Source organism: Mesorhizobium sp. WSM4823, from assembly GCF_055811195.1.
Window position 1 is genome coordinate 589,994 of record NZ_JBVVQL010000003.1, and the last position, 17,265, is coordinate 607,258.

Annotated in this window: 18 protein-coding genes; 11 read left to right on the plus strand and 7 right to left on the minus strand. The window is 63.3% G+C overall.

Going from position 1 to position 17,265, the window contains the following annotated elements; genetic code table 11:
• Positions 1 to 292 precede the first annotated feature (292 nt).
• Positions 293 to 484, minus strand: a complete 192-nt coding sequence (locus AC0L26_RS11595) for a hypothetical protein (protein ID WP_473632723.1) — start codon at positions 482 to 484, stop codon at positions 293 to 295.
• A gap of 39 nt (positions 485 to 523) precedes the next feature.
• Between AC0L26_RS11595 and AC0L26_RS11600 the strand changes: the two genes are divergently transcribed.
• The 6 genes from AC0L26_RS11600 to AC0L26_RS11625 all read left to right on the plus strand — a co-directional run bounded on the left by AC0L26_RS11600 (position 524) and on the right by AC0L26_RS11625 (position 8,340).
• Positions 524 to 2,935, plus strand: a complete 2,412-nt coding sequence (locus AC0L26_RS11600) for a glucan 1,4-alpha-glucosidase (protein WP_473632630.1) — start codon at positions 524 to 526, stop codon at positions 2,933 to 2,935.
• Between the two features lie 139 nt (positions 2,936 to 3,074).
• Entirely contained in the window at positions 3,075 to 4,091 is a 1,017-nt protein-coding gene (gene gnd / locus AC0L26_RS11605; protein WP_473632631.1) for a phosphogluconate dehydrogenase (NAD(+)-dependent, decarboxylating), read from the plus strand.
• 16 nt (positions 4,092 to 4,107) lie between these two features.
• Positions 4,108 to 5,484 (plus strand): glucose-6-phosphate dehydrogenase, encoded by a 1,377-nt coding sequence (zwf, locus tag AC0L26_RS11610; RefSeq protein ID WP_473632632.1) that lies wholly within the window; start codon positions 4,108 to 4,110, stop codon positions 5,482 to 5,484.
• Between the two features lie 17 nt (positions 5,485 to 5,501).
• The gene (locus AC0L26_RS11615) at positions 5,502 to 6,206 is read left to right on the plus strand and encodes an ROK family protein (RefSeq protein WP_473632633.1); all 705 of its coding nucleotides are present in this window, start codon (positions 5,502 to 5,504) and stop codon (positions 6,204 to 6,206) included.
• A gap of 148 nt (positions 6,207 to 6,354) precedes the next feature.
• Entirely contained in the window at positions 6,355 to 6,816 is a 462-nt protein-coding gene (locus tag AC0L26_RS11620) for a Ros/MucR family transcriptional regulator (RefSeq protein ID WP_095485124.1), read from the plus strand.
• 285 nt (positions 6,817 to 7,101) lie between these two features.
• Positions 7,102 to 8,340, plus strand: coding sequence for an MFS transporter (locus AC0L26_RS11625; protein WP_473632634.1), 1,239 nt, complete (start codon positions 7,102 to 7,104; stop codon positions 8,338 to 8,340).
• A 178-nt stretch (positions 8,341 to 8,518) separates the two neighbouring features.
• Here the strand turns inward: AC0L26_RS11625 and AC0L26_RS11630 are convergent, their stop codons facing one another.
• Together AC0L26_RS11630 and AC0L26_RS11635 are read right to left on the minus strand one after the other, a co-directional pair.
• Entirely contained in the window at positions 8,519 to 8,977 is a 459-nt protein-coding gene (locus AC0L26_RS11630) for a nuclear transport factor 2 family protein (RefSeq protein ID WP_473632635.1), read from the minus strand.
• A 94-nt stretch (positions 8,978 to 9,071) separates the two neighbouring features.
• A complete protein-coding gene (locus AC0L26_RS11635; protein WP_473632636.1) occupies positions 9,072 to 9,434 on the minus strand; it encodes a hypothetical protein in 363 nt (120 codons plus the stop codon).
• Between the two features lie 79 nt (positions 9,435 to 9,513).
• On the opposite strand from AC0L26_RS11635, the gene AC0L26_RS11640 reads away from it, so the two are divergent.
• The 3 genes from AC0L26_RS11640 to AC0L26_RS11650 are packed head-to-tail and all read left to right on the plus strand — an operon-like array spanning position 9,514 to position 12,315.
• Positions 9,514 to 10,101, plus strand: coding sequence for a TetR/AcrR family transcriptional regulator (locus AC0L26_RS11640; RefSeq protein WP_473632637.1), 588 nt, complete (start codon positions 9,514 to 9,516; stop codon positions 10,099 to 10,101).
• 38 nt (positions 10,102 to 10,139) lie between these two features.
• Positions 10,140 to 11,444 carry a beta-ketoacyl-ACP synthase II gene (gene fabF / locus AC0L26_RS11645; protein ID WP_473632638.1) on the plus strand — a complete coding sequence of 435 codons (1,305 nt, stop codon included), beginning with the start codon at positions 10,140 to 10,142 and terminating at the stop codon, positions 11,442 to 11,444.
• Between the two features lie 55 nt (positions 11,445 to 11,499).
• A complete protein-coding gene (locus tag AC0L26_RS11650) occupies positions 11,500 to 12,315 on the plus strand; it encodes an oxidoreductase (RefSeq protein ID WP_473632720.1) in 816 nt (271 codons plus the stop codon).
• Between the two features lie 96 nt (positions 12,316 to 12,411).
• On the opposite strand, the gene AC0L26_RS11655 is transcribed toward AC0L26_RS11650, so the two are convergent.
• Entirely contained in the window at positions 12,412 to 13,026 is a 615-nt protein-coding gene (locus AC0L26_RS11655; protein ID WP_473632639.1) for an NAD(P)H-dependent oxidoreductase, read from the minus strand.
• A gap of 79 nt (positions 13,027 to 13,105) precedes the next feature.
• Here AC0L26_RS11655 and AC0L26_RS11660 point away from each other — a divergent pair, with 79 nt between their 5' ends.
• Both AC0L26_RS11660 and AC0L26_RS11665 read left to right on the plus strand, forming a co-directional pair.
• On the plus strand, positions 13,106 to 13,738 hold the full coding sequence (locus tag AC0L26_RS11660) for a TetR/AcrR family transcriptional regulator (protein WP_473632640.1): 633 nt from the start codon (positions 13,106 to 13,108) through the stop codon (positions 13,736 to 13,738).
• Between the two features lie 158 nt (positions 13,739 to 13,896).
• Positions 13,897 to 14,334 carry a VOC family protein gene (locus AC0L26_RS11665; RefSeq protein ID WP_473632641.1) on the plus strand — a complete coding sequence of 146 codons (438 nt, stop codon included), beginning with the start codon at positions 13,897 to 13,899 and terminating at the stop codon, positions 14,332 to 14,334.
• 76 nt (positions 14,335 to 14,410) lie between these two features.
• On the opposite strand, the gene AC0L26_RS11670 is transcribed toward AC0L26_RS11665, so the two are convergent.
• The 3 genes from AC0L26_RS11670 to AC0L26_RS11680 are packed head-to-tail and all read right to left on the minus strand — an operon-like array spanning position 14,411 to position 17,262.
• Positions 14,411 to 15,127, minus strand: a complete 717-nt coding sequence (locus AC0L26_RS11670; protein WP_473632642.1) for a glutamine amidotransferase — start codon at positions 15,125 to 15,127, stop codon at positions 14,411 to 14,413.
• Positions 15,128 to 15,138: 11 nt separating this feature from the next.
• Complete coding sequence (locus AC0L26_RS11675; protein ID WP_354490500.1) at positions 15,139 to 15,618, minus strand: tellurite resistance TerB family protein; 480 nt, start codon at positions 15,616 to 15,618, stop codon at positions 15,139 to 15,141.
• Positions 15,619 to 15,663: 45 nt separating this feature from the next.
• Positions 15,664 to 17,262 (minus strand): heme biosynthesis HemY N-terminal domain-containing protein, encoded by a 1,599-nt coding sequence (locus AC0L26_RS11680; RefSeq protein WP_473632643.1) that lies wholly within the window; start codon positions 17,260 to 17,262, stop codon positions 15,664 to 15,666.
• Positions 17,263 to 17,265: the final 3 nt, after the last annotated feature.

A 17,265-nucleotide genomic window follows, 5' to 3' on the forward strand; every position in this document is an offset into this window, starting at 1 on the left:
CCACCCCCCACCCTCCCCTTGTGTGTCACCCTCTGGCCACACCCCCCCCCCCCGCACACAACCCCCCCAACACCCCTCCCCGGGCGCTTACCCGCCTCCGACCCCCGCCCCCGGCCCGGGGCCCGGGCGCCACGGGTGTTCGGCACCATCATGAGCGACGTCTATAAGCTCTACGCCCGGATCGCGCTCGGCGTCGCCGTTGGGTTTTTCCTCGTCTCGGTCGTGCTGATGTTGTTCGGTCTGGAAGCTTACAGGCCGCCCAGCAAATAGCAGGCCGCTCGGCCTAGCTTGTTCAGCGGAGCGCCTTCTGGCCGCCGGCGGCGGTGATGACGCCGACGACGATCAGTCCGGTCAGCAGCAGACGGACGCCGGCGCTGACGTCCCTGTTTTTTCTATTGTCAGACAAATGCAGTGGCTCGCAGGCCGCCAACGCAATCCGCGCGGCATTGGCGATCAACTTGCGGTGCAACGATTGAAAAGCCATCGGCTCATGGGTTAGGGAAGGGACGGAGGCTAAATTCGGATGGAAGTGACGCCGACAGTTGCGCCGGGCGCGCCCGGAATCCCGGCGCGCTGGACCTCGAGCGCCAAGAGCGGCGTCGGCACCGCGCTTTCGCCGGCCTGCCCTATCTGGTTCACGATCAGCCACGGTATCCTCAACGAGATCTATTATCCCAGCCTCGACAGCGCCTGCACGCGCGACATGGGGTTGGTCGTCACGGGGCCGGGCGGCTATTTCTCGGAAGAGAAGCGCGATGCCGAACACAGCATCAATCCGTTCGAAGACGACGTGCCCGCCTACAGGCTTGTCAACACCGCCCCCGATGGCACCTACCGGATCGAAAAGCGGATCATTACGGATCCGGAACGTCCTGTTTTGCTGCAGGAAATCAACTTCACCCTACTGAGAGGCACGGTCGCCGACTACCGCGTCTACGCGCTGCTGGCACCGCATCTGGTCAACGCCGGCATGGGCAACACCGCCTGGATCGACAACCATGACGGAAAGCCTGTCCTGTTTGCATCGGGGCGTGGTGTTTGCATGGCGCTCGCCTCGTCGCTGCCTTGGGGAGCCTGCTCGGCTGGCTATGTCGGTGTCTCCGACGGCTGGCAGCAACTCCATTGTGACGGCCGGCTCAACCCGGCTTATCAAAGGGCAGAGGACGGCAATGTAGCGCTGACCGGGGAGATTGGCTTTTCGGCCGAGAACCCAAAAGTCTTGCTGGCGCTGGGTTTTGGGGCAACACCGCAAGAGGCGGCGGGGGTTGCTTTTGCCGGCTTGAAGCAAGGCTTCGATGCCGCTGCCGGGGTCTATGTCGAAAAATGGCGCAAATGGCAGAAAGGGTTGCTGCCGCTCGACCGGCATGCAGCGTCCGGGACCAACACCTATCGCGTCAGCACGGCTGTTTTGGCAGCGCACCGGTCGTCCGCGAAATCCGGTGCAGCCGTCGCCAGCCTGTCGATCCCATGGGGCTTCAGCATGGGCGACGACGATCTTGGCGGCTATCACCTTGTCTGGCCGCGCGACCTGGTCGAAACCGCAGGCGGTTTCCTGGCCGCCGGCGATCCGGCGCAAGCGCTTGAGATTCTTGCCTATCTCCGCTCGATCCAGCAGTCGGACGGTCATTGGCCGCAAAACGCATGGCTCGACGGCGCTGCCTATTGGCCCGGTATCCAGATGGACGAATGCGCCTTCCCGCTGCTGCTGGCGGACGCACTGCGACGCGCCGGGCACCTGCCGCGCGCCAAGCTGCTCGCCTTCATGCCGATGATCGAGCGCGCCGCCTCTTATGTCGTGCGCAATGGTCCCGTCACCGGCGAAGACCGCTGGGAAGAGGATGCCGGCTATAGCCCGTTCACGCTTGCCGTCGAGACCGCCGCACTGCTTGCGGCGGCCGACATGTTCGATGTTTGCGGCAAAGCAGAGCCGGCAAATTATCTGCGAGACACCGCCGATGTCTGGAACGACCAGATCGAACGCTGGACCTATGTCACCGGAACTCCACTGTGCGAAGAGGTTGGCGTCGCGGGCTACTACGTCCGCATCGCGCCGCCCGACACCGCCGGTGCGGCGTCGCCGAAGCACGGCTATGTCCCGATCAAGAACCGACCGCCGGGCGATGCGGACCGGCCCGCCGAGGCGATCGTCAGCCCGGATGCGCTGGCGCTCGTCCGCTTCGGCCTCAGGGCCGCCGACGATCCGCGCATCGTCGACACGGTCAAGGTCATCGACGCGCGGCTGCGCTGCGACCTGCCACAGGGGCCTGTCTGGTATCGTTATACCGGCGACGGCTATGGCGAACACGCCGACGGCGCCCCCTTCGATGGAACCGGCCAGGGTCGGCCGTGGCCGCTGCTGGTCGGCGAGCGCGCCCATTACGAACTGGCCGCGGGACGCAAGGACAGAGCGGCAAGCCTGCTCCTGACGTTCGAAGGCTCGGCCGGGCCTGGCGGCCTGCTGCCGGAGCAGGTGTGGGATGGGCCCGACAGGCCGGAACGCGAACTGCGGCACGGTGGACCGTCGGGCAGCGCCATGCCGCTGGTCTGGGCGCATTCGGAGCATATCAAGCTGCTGCGTTCGCTCAGCGAAGGCGCCGTCTTCGACCTGCCGCCGCAAGGCGTGAAGCGCTACATCGAGGATAGGACCGTGTCGCCGCGCCGGACATGGCGCTTCAACAACAAGATCCGCACCATGCCCGCCGGCAAGATGCTGCGCGTCGAACTGCTGGCGCGAGCGATGATCCACTGGAGCAGCGACAATTGGGCGACCGCCCATAACGCCGAGACGACCGGGAATGTCTTTGGCATCCATTTCACGGACCTGCCCGTTGCCGATGTTCCACCGGGCAATACGATCGTCTTTACTTTTTTCTGGTCCGATGCCGGCCGTTGGGAGAATGTCGACTTTTCCATTGGTATCGACAAGCTGGACTAGGGCATGATCCCGACCGAAGGTCCGCGTTAGCGAAAAGTGGAAACCGGTTTTTGCTTCGCTGACCTCCGGTTCAGAAAAGATCATGCTCCAACAATAGAGCAAGTAGGTCTTCTATCCCTCAAGAATCAGGACGAGACACATGCAGATCGGAATGATGGGACTGGGCAGGATGGGCGCCAACATGGTGCGGCGCCTGCTGCGCGATGGCCACGAATGCGTCGTCTACGACATCAACCCGGCCAGCGTCGCAGCCCTTGTGACGGCTGGCGCGACCGGGACAGCGTCGCTGGAGGAGTTCGTCGGCAAGCTGACCAAGCCACGCAGCGCTTGGCTGATGCTGCCGGCGGCGATCACCAGCCGGATTGTCGACCAGGTGGCCGATCTGATGGAGCCGGGCGACATCATCATCGACGGCGGCAATTCCTACTATCATGAGGCTGTCGACCATTCGGCGCGCCTGGCCTTGAAGGGCCTGAGCTATGTCGATGTCGGCACCAGCGGCGGCGTCTGGGGCCTCGAGCGCGGTTATTGCCTGATGATCGGCGGCCCCGACAGCGCGGTCCAGCATCTCGATCCGGTCTTCGCGACCCTGGCGCCCGGCGCCGACGCCGGAGCACCTACCCCCGCAAGGGATGCCGGAACCGCCCCCTTCGGCTATCTCCATTGCGGACCAAGCGGCGCCGGCCATTTCGTCAAGATGGTCCACAACGGCATCGAATACGGCGTCATGGCCGCCTATGCCGAAGGCATGAACATTTTGAAGTCGGCGAATGCAGGCAAGCGGCAGCGGACGGCCGATGCTGAAACCAGCCCATTGGAAAACCCTCAATACTACCAGTTCGACATCGATATCGCCGAGGTGGCAGAGGTCTGGCGGCATGGCAGCGTCATCGGCTCCTGGCTGCTCGATCTGACGGCGGGTGTGTTGAAGGCCGATTCGGGGCTGACGCAGTTCGGCGGGCGGGTTTCGGATTCCGGCGAGGGCCGCTGGACCCTGAAGGCGGCGATCGATACCGGCGTTCCGGCGCCGGTCCTGTCATCGGCTCTGTTCGACCGCTTCTCCTCACAAGGCGAATCCGAATTCGCCGACAAGCTCCTGTCCGCCATGCGCTATGCTTTCGGCGGCCATGTCGAAAAGCCGAAGACCGGCTCGTGACGGGAAAGACACATCCATGAGCCAGGAACGGTCCGACACGCTGGTGCTTTTCGGGGCGACCGGCGATCTCGCCCACAAGAAGATCTTCCCCGCACTTTATGCCATGGTCGCCAAGGGAACGCTCACCGAGCCGGTGATCGGCGTTGCTTTCGACGCCTGGGACGTGAAGCAGTTGCAGGCGCGCGCCCGCGACGGCATCGTCAAGGCGACCGGCAAGGTCGACGAAAAGATCTTCGCGAAACTTGCCTCCCTGCTTCGCTATGTCAGCGGCGACTACCGTAGCGCTGGGACATTCGAGAAGCTGAAAAGCGTGCTGGGAACCGCACAGCATCCCCTGCACTATCTGGCGGTGCCGCCGACCATGTTCGAGACGGTCATTCAAGGCCTGGAGCAGTCGGGTGCGGCCCAGGGTGCGCGCCTGATGGTGGAAAAGCCTTTTGGCCACGATCTGCAATCGGCGCGCTGGCTGAACCGGGTCCTGCATCTGGTGTTCGACGAGCAGTCGATCTTCCGCATCGACCATTATCTCGGCAAGGAGGCGATCCAGAACCTGCTCTATTTTCGCTTCGCCAATTCCTTCCTCGAGCCGATCTGGAACCGCAATTTCGTCGAGAGCGTGCAGATCACCATGGCCGAGGATTTCGGCGTCGAAGGCCGCGGCCGCTTCTATGACGAGGTCGGCTGCATCCGCGACGTCATCGAGAACCATTTGCTGAACATCCTGCTGCTGCTTGCGATGGAGCCGCCCGTCGGCCGCTCCGCCGACGATCTGATCGACGAGAAGGTGCAGGTGCTGAGAGCCATTCGCGCGCTGACCAAGGATGATGTCGTGCGCGGTCAGTTCAAAGGCTACCTGAGCGAGCCAGGTGTCACGCCGAATTCGCCGGTCGAGACTTTCGCGGCGGTGCGTTTCTTCGTCGACACATGGCGCTGGCAGGACGTGCCCTTCTTCATCCGCGCCGGCAAATCGATGCCGGTGCACGCCACCGAGGTCATCGTCCGGCTGAAGCGGCCGCCGCTCAACGTCTTCGACCCGATCAAGCCCGACGACGCCAACCACGTGCGCTTTCGCATCGATCCGCAGGTGGCGATCTCGATCGGCGCTCAGCGCAAGGCCCCTGGTGACGACATGATCGGCGAGCAAGTCGAACTGACCGCGCTCGACGACAGCAAGGACGACATGCCGCCCTATGAGCGGCTGATCGGCGACGCCATGAACGGCAACGGCCAGTTGTTCACCCGACAGGACGCCAGCGAACTCGCCTGGCGGATCGTCGGCCCGGTGCTTGGCGACACCACGCCGCCCCCGCTTTATGAGCCGGGGACATGGGGTCCTGCCGATGCGATGGCCGGGTTTGGACCACCGAACGGCTGGATCAATCCGGCGAAATGAATTGGGGAGGCGGCACAATGGCCAAGGCGGCGAAGAAGCCGGCACCGGAGAGCGAAAGGATCGTGCTTGCGATCGATATTGGCGGCTCCCATGTCAAGATCCTCACCAGCGCCGGCGGCGAGGAGCGCAGAGCCGATTCCGGACCCGGCCTGACGCCGCAGCAGATGGTCGCGGCCGTGCAGGGGCTCGCCGATGGCTTGCCCTACGACGTCGTCTCGATGGGTTATCCCGGCCCGGTGCATCACAACAGACCGCTGGCCGACCCCGCCAATCTCGGCAAGGGCTGGGTCGGATACGACTTTGCCGCACAGTTCGGCAAACCGGTGAAGGTGGTCAATGACGCGCTGATGCAGGCCGTCGGCAGCTACGAGGGCGGGCGCATGCTGTTCCTGGGTCTGGGAACGGGCCTGGGTGCTGCGATGATCGTCGACAACGTTGCCCAGCCGATGGAGCTCGCGCATCTTCCTTACAAGAAAGGCCGCAGTTTCGAGGATTATGTCGGCGAACGCGGCCTGGAGAAGCGCGGCAAGAAGAAATGGCGCAAACACGTGTCCGACGTCATCGAGCGGCTTCGCGCCGCCATGCAGCCTGACTATGTGGTCATCGGCGGCGGCAATGTCGACAAACTCGACGAGTTGCCTGCCGGTTGCAGGCGCGGCGACAACACACGCGCCTTCGAAGGTGGCTTTCGACTGTGGCGCGACAAATCCCTGATTGTCTGATATTATGGCGGTTTGGGGTCAGACCTGTTGAACCGACCCTGCTGTTAGTATTGTTGTTCAAAATAATGTGCGACGTGGCTCGGCGTCATTGCGTTACGCAGATTTGCCGACTAGGAACTCTATGACCCCCACGGACGGAGAAAATAGTTTGACCGACGACAGCAACAAAGCCCGCAAGGACATCGACCTTCTCGAGCTGACCGCTCACATCGTGTCCGCCTACGTCGAGAAGAACCGCTTGCCCGCTTCCGGCCTCGGCGATCTCATCGCGAGCGTCAGCGCGTCGATAGGTGGCCTCGGGCAGCCCGCCGTTCCGGTCGCAGCGCCGCTGATCCCCGCGGTCAACCCGAAGAAATCGGTGACGCCGGACTACATCGTCTGCCTCGAAGACGGCAAGAAGTTCAAATCCCTGAAGCGTCATATCGGCGTGCATTTCGGACTGACGCCGGACGCCTATCGCGCCAAATGGGGCCTGCCGGCCGACTATCCGATGGTTGCCCCCAACTATGCGGCCTCGCGCTCGCAATTGGCGAAGGCAATCGGCCTGGGCCGCAAGGCCGCCCCGCCGGCGCCCGTCAAGAAGACCAGGAAGCCCAAGGCCACGGTCTGACACGTCGTTCGACGCCCGACGAACGGAAGCCTCGAAGATTGGCGGGACAGAGCCTGTCCTGCCGGGGCGCGAAGGAACGCGACCTGCGCGCCGAATAGCCTCTCCGCCTCTGCCGAGCGCGTCTGCCATGTGCAAATAGCATGGCAGCCCGGAAAATCCTTGATCCAGAGCCGATTTTTGCGCGCGTCTCGCGCTGAACTGCGCTAAAAGCGCTGTGGTCGGACCAGCGCCCATCGTGGAAGAGCCCCGCCGGCCGATACACAATCTCGCCGGGGCCATTCACAAATGATAGCCGAACATCCATCACCCGACCAACGCTATGCCGCCTTCCGGCACAAGCCCTATCTAAGCTACTGGGCGGCGCGTTTCCTCTCCACATTCGCCACCCAGATCGTCTCTGTCGCCGTCGGCTGGCAGGTGTATGACCTGACCCGCGATCCGTTCGATCTCGGCCTTGTCGGCATTGTCCAGTTCCTGCCTTCGCTGCTGCTGGTGCTGGTCACCGGGGTGGTCGCAGACCGTTTCGGACGCCGTTTGATCATGGCGCTGACGGTCCTGCTGGAGGCGATCTGCGCGCTGGCGCTGTTGCTGCTGACGCTGCGCGGCCTTAGCGGACCGGCGTTGATCTTCGGCGTGCTCGCCATGTTCGGCATCGCGCGCGCCTTCTTCGGACCGGCCGCAGCGTCGCTGTTCGCCAATCTCGTGCCACCAGAGGATTTTGGCAACGCAATCGCCTGGAATTCGTCGGCCTGGCAGACGGCAACCATCATCGGACCGGGCGCCGGCGGCCTGCTCTACGGACTTTCGGCGGAAGCAGCGTACGGCACCGCTGCCGTTCTGATGCTTGTCGCCGCGGTGCTGATCTTCACCATCCCGAAGCCTGCTCAGCGCAGCGAGACCGACAAGCCGACGATGCAGACCCTGTTCGCCGGCTTCGGCTATATCTGGAGCGAGAAAATCGTGCTCGGCGCCATTTCGCTCGATCTGTTCGCCGTGCTCTTGTCCGGCGCCACCGCACTGCTGCCGGTCTATGCGCGCGACGTCCTCGAACTCGGCCCATGGGGCCTGGGACTGTTGCGCTCGGCACCGGGCATCGGCGCCATCTGCGTTGCCATCTGGCTGGCCGGACATCCGATCCGCAACCATGCCGGCCTGGTCATGCTCGGCTTCGTCGCGCTGTTCGGCGCCTTTACCGTGGTGTTCGGCCTCTCCACCATCACCTGGCTGTCGATCGCAGCACTCGCCTTGCTCGGCGCCACCGATATGTTCAGCGTCTACATCAGAGAGACACTGATCCAGCTGTGGACGCCGGACCAGGTGCGCGGCCGCGTCAACGCCGTCAATCAGGTTTTCGTCGGCGCCTCCAACGAGCTCGGCGAATTCCGCGCCGGCACCATGGCGGCGTTGATCGGCACCGTGCCCGCTGTGGTGATTGGCGGCGTCGGCGCAGTCGTCGTTGCCGGGCTGTGGGCGGTGCTGTTCCCGCAGCTGCGCAAGGTGCGCCACCTCAACGGACGAAACTGATCCAGGATGCACTGATCCGGGTCGTCCACGCGAGTTCAGCGGATCGATTCTGATAATCGAGGATGAGGCATCGCTGTTGGCGAAATACGAATTTGCCGAGGTGCTGGGAGAGCCGTCAGCCAAGCGACGAGAACCAACGGACAGCACACCCGCGGACATGTAACGCGGTGGGCCTCCGCTAGCTTACAATTTGTTCGGCGACAGCTTCTTCGATGCCAGCTGCCGCTTGGGCGGCAAGACCGCGGGCCGCTGCTTGTGAATCGTAAAATTCCTCGAGTGCATAGACCCTGCCCCACCGCAGGGTGAACACGTGGAGACCACGGTTGACGTACGACGCGTCGCCGTTGAGCAGCGTTGCGCTGCCGTCCCACTGGGCAAACACGGTGGTATGCCACGGCCAGCCCTTCACCCAGATGTGGTTGACCGTGAGATGGAGAGTGGGCAGGACACGGCCGAGGCGCTCAAACCAGCGGCGCAGAGCTTCTTTGTCGTGGCGCTCACCACCAAGCGCGTGAGCGCCTGAAACCCGGTGATGGACATGCGGTACGATTGCTTTCACCGCCGCATCCCAGCGGTGATTGTTGACGTCGTCGAAGCTCTGTCGGATCGATTTCTCGACGAAATAACTGTATAGCATTGACCTCTCCTCCAAGCTTAATGGGTGGCGTGATCGAGGGCACCGTGTGGCGAGCCGTGCGGACGCGAGAGCCCACGATCAGCAGTACACCGGGTCAGCGCGTTGTCGCGTCGGCTCGCATCTGCATGTCAGTCTCGGTCGAGACCGTTACCTCTTCGCCCGACCTTGAGAACGCGTAAAGCGAACCCTGGTGGCCCGGCAAGGAAAAGGCCACGGAGTCGCCATCGGCGAGGCCCATGACGACGCGCAGCGGATCGCCTCCGATCTTCGGTGCGAAGGTGGCGGTGACCTCCAGGAGGCCGCGGTCGACCGGGACGTAATAGGCCACCATGTCGAGGTGCCCCTCGTGCAGGCTGCCGCTTTCGATCGGGCGTCCGATGGTTGCTTCCTCGGCGAAAGCCGGGGTCGCAAGAAACATCGCGGCCAGGAGCGATGCGTTCAGGATTTTGCGGATCATCTCATATTTCCTTTTTAGATTGCGTTCACCCTCTATATAGGGTATAGATTACGAATGCAATCTAAAAAAGGAGATGACGATGCGCGTAAGTCGCAGTCAGGCCGCGGAAAACCGCGAAACCGTGATCAATGTAGCAAGCCGCCTCTTTCGGGAGCGCGGCTTTGACGGCATCGGCCTTAAGGATCTTATGAAAGGCGCCGGACTGACCCAGGGCGCCTTTTACAAGCAGTTCGCATCGAAGGAAGACCTGGAGGCGCAGGCGTCCAGGCGGGCGATGGAGAGCGCCACCCACCGGTGGTCGGCCGCGACCGCGGCAAGGCCCGAGGATCCGCTCGGCGCGGTGATCGCGTTCTATCTCAGCATGGACCATCGCGGGGAAAAGATGGACGGCTGCCCGATCGTGGCGCTCGGTTCGGATGCTGCCAGGCAGGGCTCGGACGTGAAAGCGTCGTTCGAAGCCGGGATCAAGGAGCATCTCGAGATTCTCGGCCGTTTCATTGCCGAGGCCAATGGCGAGCAGTCCGATGGCAAGGCCATGGCCATTCTCTCGACAATGGTCGGCGCGGTGCTGCTGTCGCGCGTCGTCAACGACCCGGATCTCGCGCAGGCTTTTCTGGATGCGGCGACCGATCAGGTCCGCGAAGCAGTCGCCACTCGAACGGCGTGAGCAACGCTGGCGGCCCACCCAAATCGATAGGAGACTAGATGCGACGCATCGTTGTTACAGGCATGGGAGCGGTCACGCCCCTCGCTGCCAATGTCGAAGCGTCCTGGTCGCGCCTCCTGGCCGGTCGTTCGGGCATTCGTAGGCTTTCGGACGATGTCGTGGGAGACCTGCCGGCGAAGATCGGCGGCGTGGTTCCCTCCTTGGAAGAAGATCCGGAAGCTGGTTTCGATCCCGATGCCATCCTGGCTGCGAAAGATCAGCGCAAGGTGGATCGGTTCATTCTCTTTGCGCTGGCGGCGGCAGAAGAGGCGCTTGCGCAGGCGAAATGGAAGCCTGCCTTGGAAACGGATCGCCTGCGCACGGCAACGATCATCGCTTCAGGGGTCGGCGGGTTCCCAGCCATAACCGAGGCGGTGCGCACGGTCGACCTGCGTGGCGCCCGCCGTCTCTCGCCTTTTACGGTGCCATCCTTCCTGGTGAACCTCGCGGCGGGCCACATCTCGATCCGTCATGGCTTCAAAGGCCCATTGGGCGCGCCGGTGACGGCGTGCGCAGCCGGCATCCAGGCGATCGGCGATGCCGCTCGTCTCATCCGCGCAAACGAGGCCGATATCGCCGTGTGCGGTGGAACGGAAGCCTGCATGAATATCGTCAGTCTCGGTGGATTTGCTGCCGCACGCTCTCTTTCAACCGGCTTCAACTGGGCGCCGGCTCAGGCTTCCCGGCCTTTCGACATGTCGCGGGACGGCTTCGTCATGGGCGAAGGGGCCGGCATCCTGATTGTCGAGGAACTGAGTCACGCGCTTGCGCGCGGCGCGAAACCACTCGCCGAGCTCGTCGGCTACGGCACGACTGCGGATGCTCATCACGTCACCTCCGGTCCCGAGGACGGCAACGGGGCGCGCCGAGCCATGGAGATCGCGATTGCCCAAGCCGGCATTTCGCCGCGCGAGGTTCATCATCTCAACGCGCATGCGACCTCAACGCCGGTCGGCGACCTCGGCGAAATCGAAGCGATAGAGAGCGTGTTCGGACGCGATTTCGCGATCGCTGTCAGCGCAACCAAATCGGCGACCGGACACCTGCTCGGAGCCGCCGGTGGGCTTGGAGCCATCTTCGCAATCCTGGCGCTGAGGGATCAAGTGGCGCCACCAACCCTTAATTTGAGCGCTCCGGATCCAGCCGGCGAAGGGGTCGACTTCGTCGCAAACCAAGCCCGCCCGATGGGAATGGACTACGCGATCTCCAACGGTTTCGGCTTCGGAGGCGTCAATGCCAGCGTGCTGTTTCGGCGCTGGACGGACCATCTGGCCGGCGCGAGCGCCAGAGGCAGTTATGACTGACGCCTTTGCTCCGAGCTTTCATGCTTCTCCCAACGCAAAGAAGGAAACGATTTCCATGAACAAGACCACTCCCGGCGTCGCTCTCGTCACAGGGGCGTCCTCCGGCATCGGGCGCGCAACCGCCAACACCCTACGGAAGGCGGGCTTTCACGTATTCGGAACCAGCCGTCACACGGCCTCCAAACAATCCGACGGCGTTACCATGCTGACTTGCGACGTGACCGACGACGCGTCTGTTGCGAAAATGGTCGATGATGTTCTGGCCAAGGCCGGACGCATCGACCTACTTGTCAACAATGCCGGCATGGGTCTGTTTGGCGGTGCGGAGGAGTCCTCGACCGCCCAAGCCCAGGCGCTGTTCGACGTGAACGTCTTCGGCGTTTTCCGCGTGACCAACGCGGTATTGCCGGCAATGCGACGCCAAGGGAAGGGCAGAATCGTTAATTTGAGTTCGGTACAAGGGTTCATCCCCGCCCCTTATTTCGCGCTTTATTCGTCGACCAAGCATGCCATCGAAGGTTATTCCGAATCGCTCGATCACGAATTGCGCCCGTTCGGAATTCGCGTTTCGTTGGTGGAGCCCGCCTATACCCGCACGTCATTCGAGGACAATCTCGCCGCCCCCGATCAACTGCTTGATATTTATGACTCCGCGCGCGCTGGCATGACTGTAACCGTGCGGAAATCGATGGAAAAAGGCGATGCGCCCGAAGTGGTAGCCGAGACCATTTTGGCCGCTGCGACCAATCCCACTCCGAAGAGGCGTTATGCGGCCGGAAAAATGGCACGCCAGGTCAGTTTTCTGCGCCGTTTCGTCCCCGCACACGCATTCGACAAGAGCCTGCGAAAGCAGCTCGGGCTGCCGGTCTGACATCGACTACTCCTGCTTCGGTCGGAGCCGGCAGGAGTTGTCAGCGCGAAGCCGCCATCTGCGGCCGCCTGCCGCGGCGGTCGGTGCGCTACGCGGTCATGCTGCCTCCGCGCCTCGCAGGGGTGCCTTGAAGAGATTGCCGTCGATGGCGCGCGCGGCACTGAAATGAGAGGCCGGATCCTGCGTCTCCGAGCCGAGCAGGAGCTCGGACGTCACGACGGATGCGCCACAGTAATCGAAGATGCCATGATCGATCTGCGTCTTCATGGCTCCGAAATAGCGGTGCCGCGCATAGGTTCGCAAATTGGCGCCTCCGATGGCAACCAGATGAACCCGGAGGTGGCGAAGCCTCTTCACCAGTTTGGCGTCCGGGCCTTCATCGTAAGCCCAGCCATTTGCGAATACCCGATCGATCCATCCCTTGAGAAGCCCCGGCATCGACCACCAATAGACGGGATAGACCAACACAAGCGCGTCGGCGCGATCGATCCTCGCTTGCTCGGCGGCAACGTCGGCCGAGGGCGGCGTCTCCCTGCGATGGACGGCGAGATCAGTCGCGGTGAACCTCGGATCGAAGCCTTCCGCTGCAAGGTCGGCAATTTCGAAGGAATTGCCGGGATCGGACAGGGACACACCCTCGGCGACATGCCTGGCGACGCTGTGGCTGAGCGACCTGGGATCGGGATGCGCGATAACGATGAGCGCGTGCATGTCGAAAACTCCTGCTGGTTGGTTGCGGCCGAACGGCCAAGCTTATATACTCTTAGTAAGTTACTTTTGGTATATAATTATGTCAAGCACCGAAACAAGTGAACAGGCTTCCCATTCGCGACCGCGTCGCCGGCTGGCGCGGGAGGACCGGCATCGCCAGCTTCTGGACGTGGCATGGCGGCTGATCCGCGAAGAAGGAACGGAGGCCTTGACGCTCGGACGGCTGGCCGAGCAGTCGGCTGTTACAAAACCCGTGGTTTACGACCATTTCGGCACGCGGTCCGGGTTGCTGGCGGCGCTCTACCGGGAATTCGACGCGCGTCAGAATTCGCTCATGGACGCCGCGCTGCAGGCGAGCGAACCGACCTTGGCGGGCCGAGCCGCGGTCATCGCGTCTTCCTATGTCGACTGCGTGCTTCTCCAAGGCCGCGAGATACCCGGTGTCATCGCAGCGTTGGCTGGTTCGCCTGAACTTGAAAGGATCAAGCGCGACTACGAGGCGGCGTTCATCGAGAAGTGCCGGCTTGCGCTTGCCCCGTTCACCGGAACTGGTGCTGTCGCTTCAGCGGGCCTTTGGGCGATGCTCGGTGCAGCCGAGGCCCTGTCCTATGCTGCCGCGACCGCAGAAATCACAGCCGCGCAAGCGCGGGACGAACTCTTCGAAACAATCGTCGCAATGGTCGCCAGAAGCGCACGCCCCGGCATACGTTAGGCCGTAGACACATAACCCTTCAATCCAGTAGCGAAGTGCAAAATCCCTCAGATCAACCAGCGACACATCACAAGGCTCCCTTCCAGAGCCCTGAATGCTCACCTGGCAAGCAGTTTTATGAGTTTACGGCTTGGGGCGACATCTTGTAGATTGGACACATGGCACTCAAACGGATGGACAACGTAGGAATCGTCGTCGATGACCTCGAAGCGACGATTGATTTCTTTCGCGAGCTCGGCCTTGAGCTCGAAGGGCGAGGCACGGTCGAAGGAGAATGGGCCGGACGTGTCACTGGACTGGGCGATCAGCGCGTCGAGATTGCCATGATGCGCATGCCGGACGGCCACGGCCGGCTCGAGCTGTCCCGCTTCCTCACGCCGCCTGCCGTCGCGGATCACCGCAACGCCCCGGTTAATTCTCTGGGCTACCTGCGCGTCATGTTCGCCGTGGACGACATCGACGATACGCTTGAAAGGCTCCGCAATCGCGGCGCGCAGCTCGTGGGCGAAGTAGTCCAGTATAAAGACGCGTATCGGCTCTGCTACATCCGCGGGCCTGAAGGGCTTCTCATCGGACTCGCCCAAGAGCTCAGCTGAGCGCAATACGACGACAATGACGAACGGCGACCAATGTCAGCGAGCGCGTCTCACAAAGGGCCCGTGTTAGACTGGATTAGGACAGCGCGGGCTTGCCGAAGATCGTCTGCAGGAATTCGCCGAGCCAGCGCTTCAGATGCATGTCCCAGATCAGCCGGCCACCTAGATGATCGCGGCCGGGCTGCGCGCCGGGCAACTCGAAGCGGTGCGCGCCGCGAACGACCCAGCGCTGCATCATAGCCCGGGTCAATTCGCCATGGAACTGGATGCCCCAGGCATTGTCGCCGTAACGAAAGGCCTGGTTGGGATAAGTCTCGGCCGTGGCCAGCAGCGTCGCGCCGCTCGGCAGCGAAAAGCCTTCGCGGTGAAACTGGTAGACCATGTCAGGCCAGTGCATCAGCTTCCGGCCCGCCTCCGTCGCCTGCAGTGGATACCAGCCGATCTCGACCAGCCCCTCGCCATGACCCTCGATCTTGCCGCCAAGATGATTGACCAGCATCTGCGCGCCGAGGCAGATACCGAGCAACGGCCGGTTCTCCCTGAGCGGCACTTTCAGCCAGTCGGTCTCGCGGCGGACGAAGTCGTCCTCGTCATTGGCGCTCATCGGTCCGCCGAACACCACGGCTCCGGCATGACCGTCCAGTGTTTCCGGCAAGGCGTCGCCGAGCGGCGGGCAGCGGAGATCGAGGTCGAAGCCTTCTTCGTTAAGCATGTGGCCGACGCGCCCGGGGCTTGAACTCTCCTGATGCAGCACGATCAGGATTTTTGGTCTCGGCCTCGGCGTGGATGGCATAGGGATCCCGTCTATTCGTCGCTCGACGTTCCAGTGGCGCCCGGCGCTTCGGCGGCCGCCTTGCGGCGTGCCTCGACGCGATCACGGCGTTCGACGCCGATCAGCTCGGCGACCCGCCAGACGATATTGTCCTCGAGTTCGTGCAATTCGCCATCGGCATAGACGATTTCCCACATCAGGCCGATGAAGGCTTTTCGCGCGTCTGGATCGAGCTGGCGCTTCAACACGCTGGTGAAGGCATAGAGGTCTACCGCCTCGTTGTCGGCCCGCTCGCCGGCGGCGGCCAGCGCGTCAAGCTCGTCGCCGCTGATCGAATAGCTTTCCGCCAATACCGCCTTGAACCGCTCCCATTCGGCATCCTGACGCACGCCGTCGGCATTCATCACGTGGTAGAGAAGGGCGGATGCGGCAACACGCGGATCATCGGCGTTGTTGCGGGCGCTGCCACCTGCCGGCAGGTCCTTCAGAAACGACAGAACGCGTTCGAACATGTGATTCTTACTTCCCATCGGCCAAAACTATCAAGCTCGGCCAAATCAAAACAACCGAAACTTGCGTGGTGATTTTTGGTCTTCGTCGTCCGGATCGACGCCGGGATCATCGGGCAGCCGGGCCAGTTCCTCCACCGGTTCGACAGATTCGGCATCCGGCGGCACCGCGGCAAAGGCAGCGGCGGTGACCGGCGCTACCTGGTCTTCGTCGCGTTCCGATGCCGCGGCGGCCGGTTTCTCGGCCGAAACAGCGGGGGTGAGCTCGATCCCGTTTTCCTTTGCCGGCTTGATTGGCGCCGCGATGGTCGGCACCGCGGCATCCGGCGCATCCTCATGGCTGTCGATGAGCTGGCCGAGCCGCTCCATCGGCGCCCGCCATTCGAAGGCGTCGAGCTTGCCGGTGATCGGCGACACCGGCGCCCAGCGGTCGGAGACGACGCCGTCGGCAACCCAGGCCGGATCGCGCGGTGCACGCACTGCCTTGGACAAAAGCTGCCGCACCTTGCCCTGATCGCCGGTCTCGGCCTCCTCGATGTCGGCCAGAAGCAGATAGGCGCCTTCGCGGCGATCCATGCGAATGGCTGCCTCGGCCTCCTGGCGGGCGGTCTTGTAATCTTGCGCATCGAGCGCCGCGCGCGCCACCGTCAGCGACGATTCGGCGTGGTTCTTCTTCATCTCCTGCAGCTTTTTCGCCCGGTTCAGGCGGTCGAGCACAGCGTCGGCAGGCCGGGCGTGGGTGTAAAGCTCGGCGATCTCAGGATGCGGCTCGGCTTTCCACGCCGCTTCGAGGATCTTCGCGCCCTTGCGCACATCGTTCTGCCTGAAGAGCAGTTTTGCTGCGACGACCGCCGCCGGCGCGAAGTCCGGCCGCAGCCGGTTGGCCTCAATGGCAGCGGTTTTGGCGGCATTGGGATCGCTGTCGATCAGCGCCTGCGCCTTGGCGGTGAGCAGCACGGCGCGGCGCCGGTTGGCGGCATCGCGCTCGATCTGGCGCGTCGATTTCTGCGCCTCGACCAATTTCAGCGCGCCGTCCCAGTCGCCGCGTCCGGTCAGGTCTTCCAGCGTCGATTCGGCGGCCCAGGCCAGTTGCGGCGCCACCGCCGCGGCGCGGCCGGCGTAATGCCGCGCCGCGTTGCGATCGCCGAGGCGCTCGGCCTCGAGATAAAGCCCGCGCAGGCCAAGCAGCCGCATTTCGGGATCGTCGAGCATGGCCTCGAACTTTTCGCGGGCACCCTCATGGTCGCCTTCAAGCAGCGAGGCCTGCGCCTCCAGCAGCTGGATCAGCGGCTCCTGGTCGGAACGGATCAGCTTTGCCGCTTCCTTGGTCTTCTTGCGGGCGAGCGCTCCGTCACCGGCGCCGGCGGCGATCATGCCGGTCGACAGCGCCTGATAGCCACGGTCGCGGCGGCGAACGCGGAAATAGCGCGAGATGGTATAGGGGCTGTTCCACAGCGACTTGATCAGCCACCAAACGATCATCACCGCGACAACGACGGCAACGACCGCCACTGCCGCCACCATCAGGCTGACCTGGTATTGATAGCCGCTGAAGGTGACGACCATCTCGCCCGGCCGGTCGGCCAGCCAGGCGAAACCGAGCCCAAGCCCGAAAACAACGGCGAGGAAAAGCAGAATGCGGATCATCGG

Excerpts from the sequence above, each read along its gene's own strand:
- AC0L26_RS11675 (WP_354490500.1), bottom strand. The coding sequence starts at position 15,618 with ATGTTCGAACGCGTTCTGTCGTTTCTGAAGGACCTGCCGGCAGGTGGC.
- fabF (WP_473632638.1), top strand. The coding sequence starts at position 10,140 with ATGCGACGCATCGTTGTTACAGGCATGGGAGCGGTCACGCCCCTCGCT.
- AC0L26_RS11640 (WP_473632637.1), top strand. The coding sequence starts at position 9,514 with ATGCGCGTAAGTCGCAGTCAGGCCGCGGAAAACCGCGAAACCGTGATC.
- AC0L26_RS11630 (WP_473632635.1), bottom strand. The coding sequence starts at position 8,977 with ATGCTATACAGTTATTTCGTCGAGAAATCGATCCGACAGAGCTTCGAC.
- zwf (WP_473632632.1), top strand. The coding sequence starts at position 4,108 with ATGAGCCAGGAACGGTCCGACACGCTGGTGCTTTTCGGGGCGACCGGC.
- AC0L26_RS11615 (WP_473632633.1), top strand. The coding sequence starts at position 5,502 with ATGGCCAAGGCGGCGAAGAAGCCGGCACCGGAGAGCGAAAGGATCGTG.
- AC0L26_RS11625 (WP_473632634.1), top strand. The coding sequence starts at position 7,102 with ATGATAGCCGAACATCCATCACCCGACCAACGCTATGCCGCCTTCCGG.
- AC0L26_RS11635 (WP_473632636.1), bottom strand. The coding sequence starts at position 9,434 with ATGATCCGCAAAATCCTGAACGCATCGCTCCTGGCCGCGATGTTTCTT.
- AC0L26_RS11655 (WP_473632639.1), bottom strand. The coding sequence starts at position 13,026 with ATGCACGCGCTCATCGTTATCGCGCATCCCGATCCCAGGTCGCTCAGC.
- gnd (WP_473632631.1), top strand. The coding sequence starts at position 3,075 with ATGCAGATCGGAATGATGGGACTGGGCAGGATGGGCGCCAACATGGTG.
- AC0L26_RS11670 (WP_473632642.1), bottom strand. The coding sequence starts at position 15,127 with ATGCCATCCACGCCGAGGCCGAGACCAAAAATCCTGATCGTGCTGCAT.
- AC0L26_RS11595 (WP_473632723.1), bottom strand. The coding sequence starts at position 484 with ATGGCTTTTCAATCGTTGCACCGCAAGTTGATCGCCAATGCCGCGCGG.
- AC0L26_RS11660 (WP_473632640.1), top strand. The coding sequence starts at position 13,106 with ATGTCAAGCACCGAAACAAGTGAACAGGCTTCCCATTCGCGACCGCGT.
- AC0L26_RS11680 (WP_473632643.1), bottom strand. The coding sequence starts at position 17,262 with ATGATCCGCATTCTGCTTTTCCTCGCCGTTGTTTTCGGGCTTGGGCTC.
- AC0L26_RS11665 (WP_473632641.1), top strand. The coding sequence starts at position 13,897 with ATGGCACTCAAACGGATGGACAACGTAGGAATCGTCGTCGATGACCTC.
- AC0L26_RS11600 (WP_473632630.1), top strand. The coding sequence starts at position 524 with ATGGAAGTGACGCCGACAGTTGCGCCGGGCGCGCCCGGAATCCCGGCG.
- AC0L26_RS11650 (WP_473632720.1), top strand. The coding sequence starts at position 11,500 with ATGAACAAGACCACTCCCGGCGTCGCTCTCGTCACAGGGGCGTCCTCC.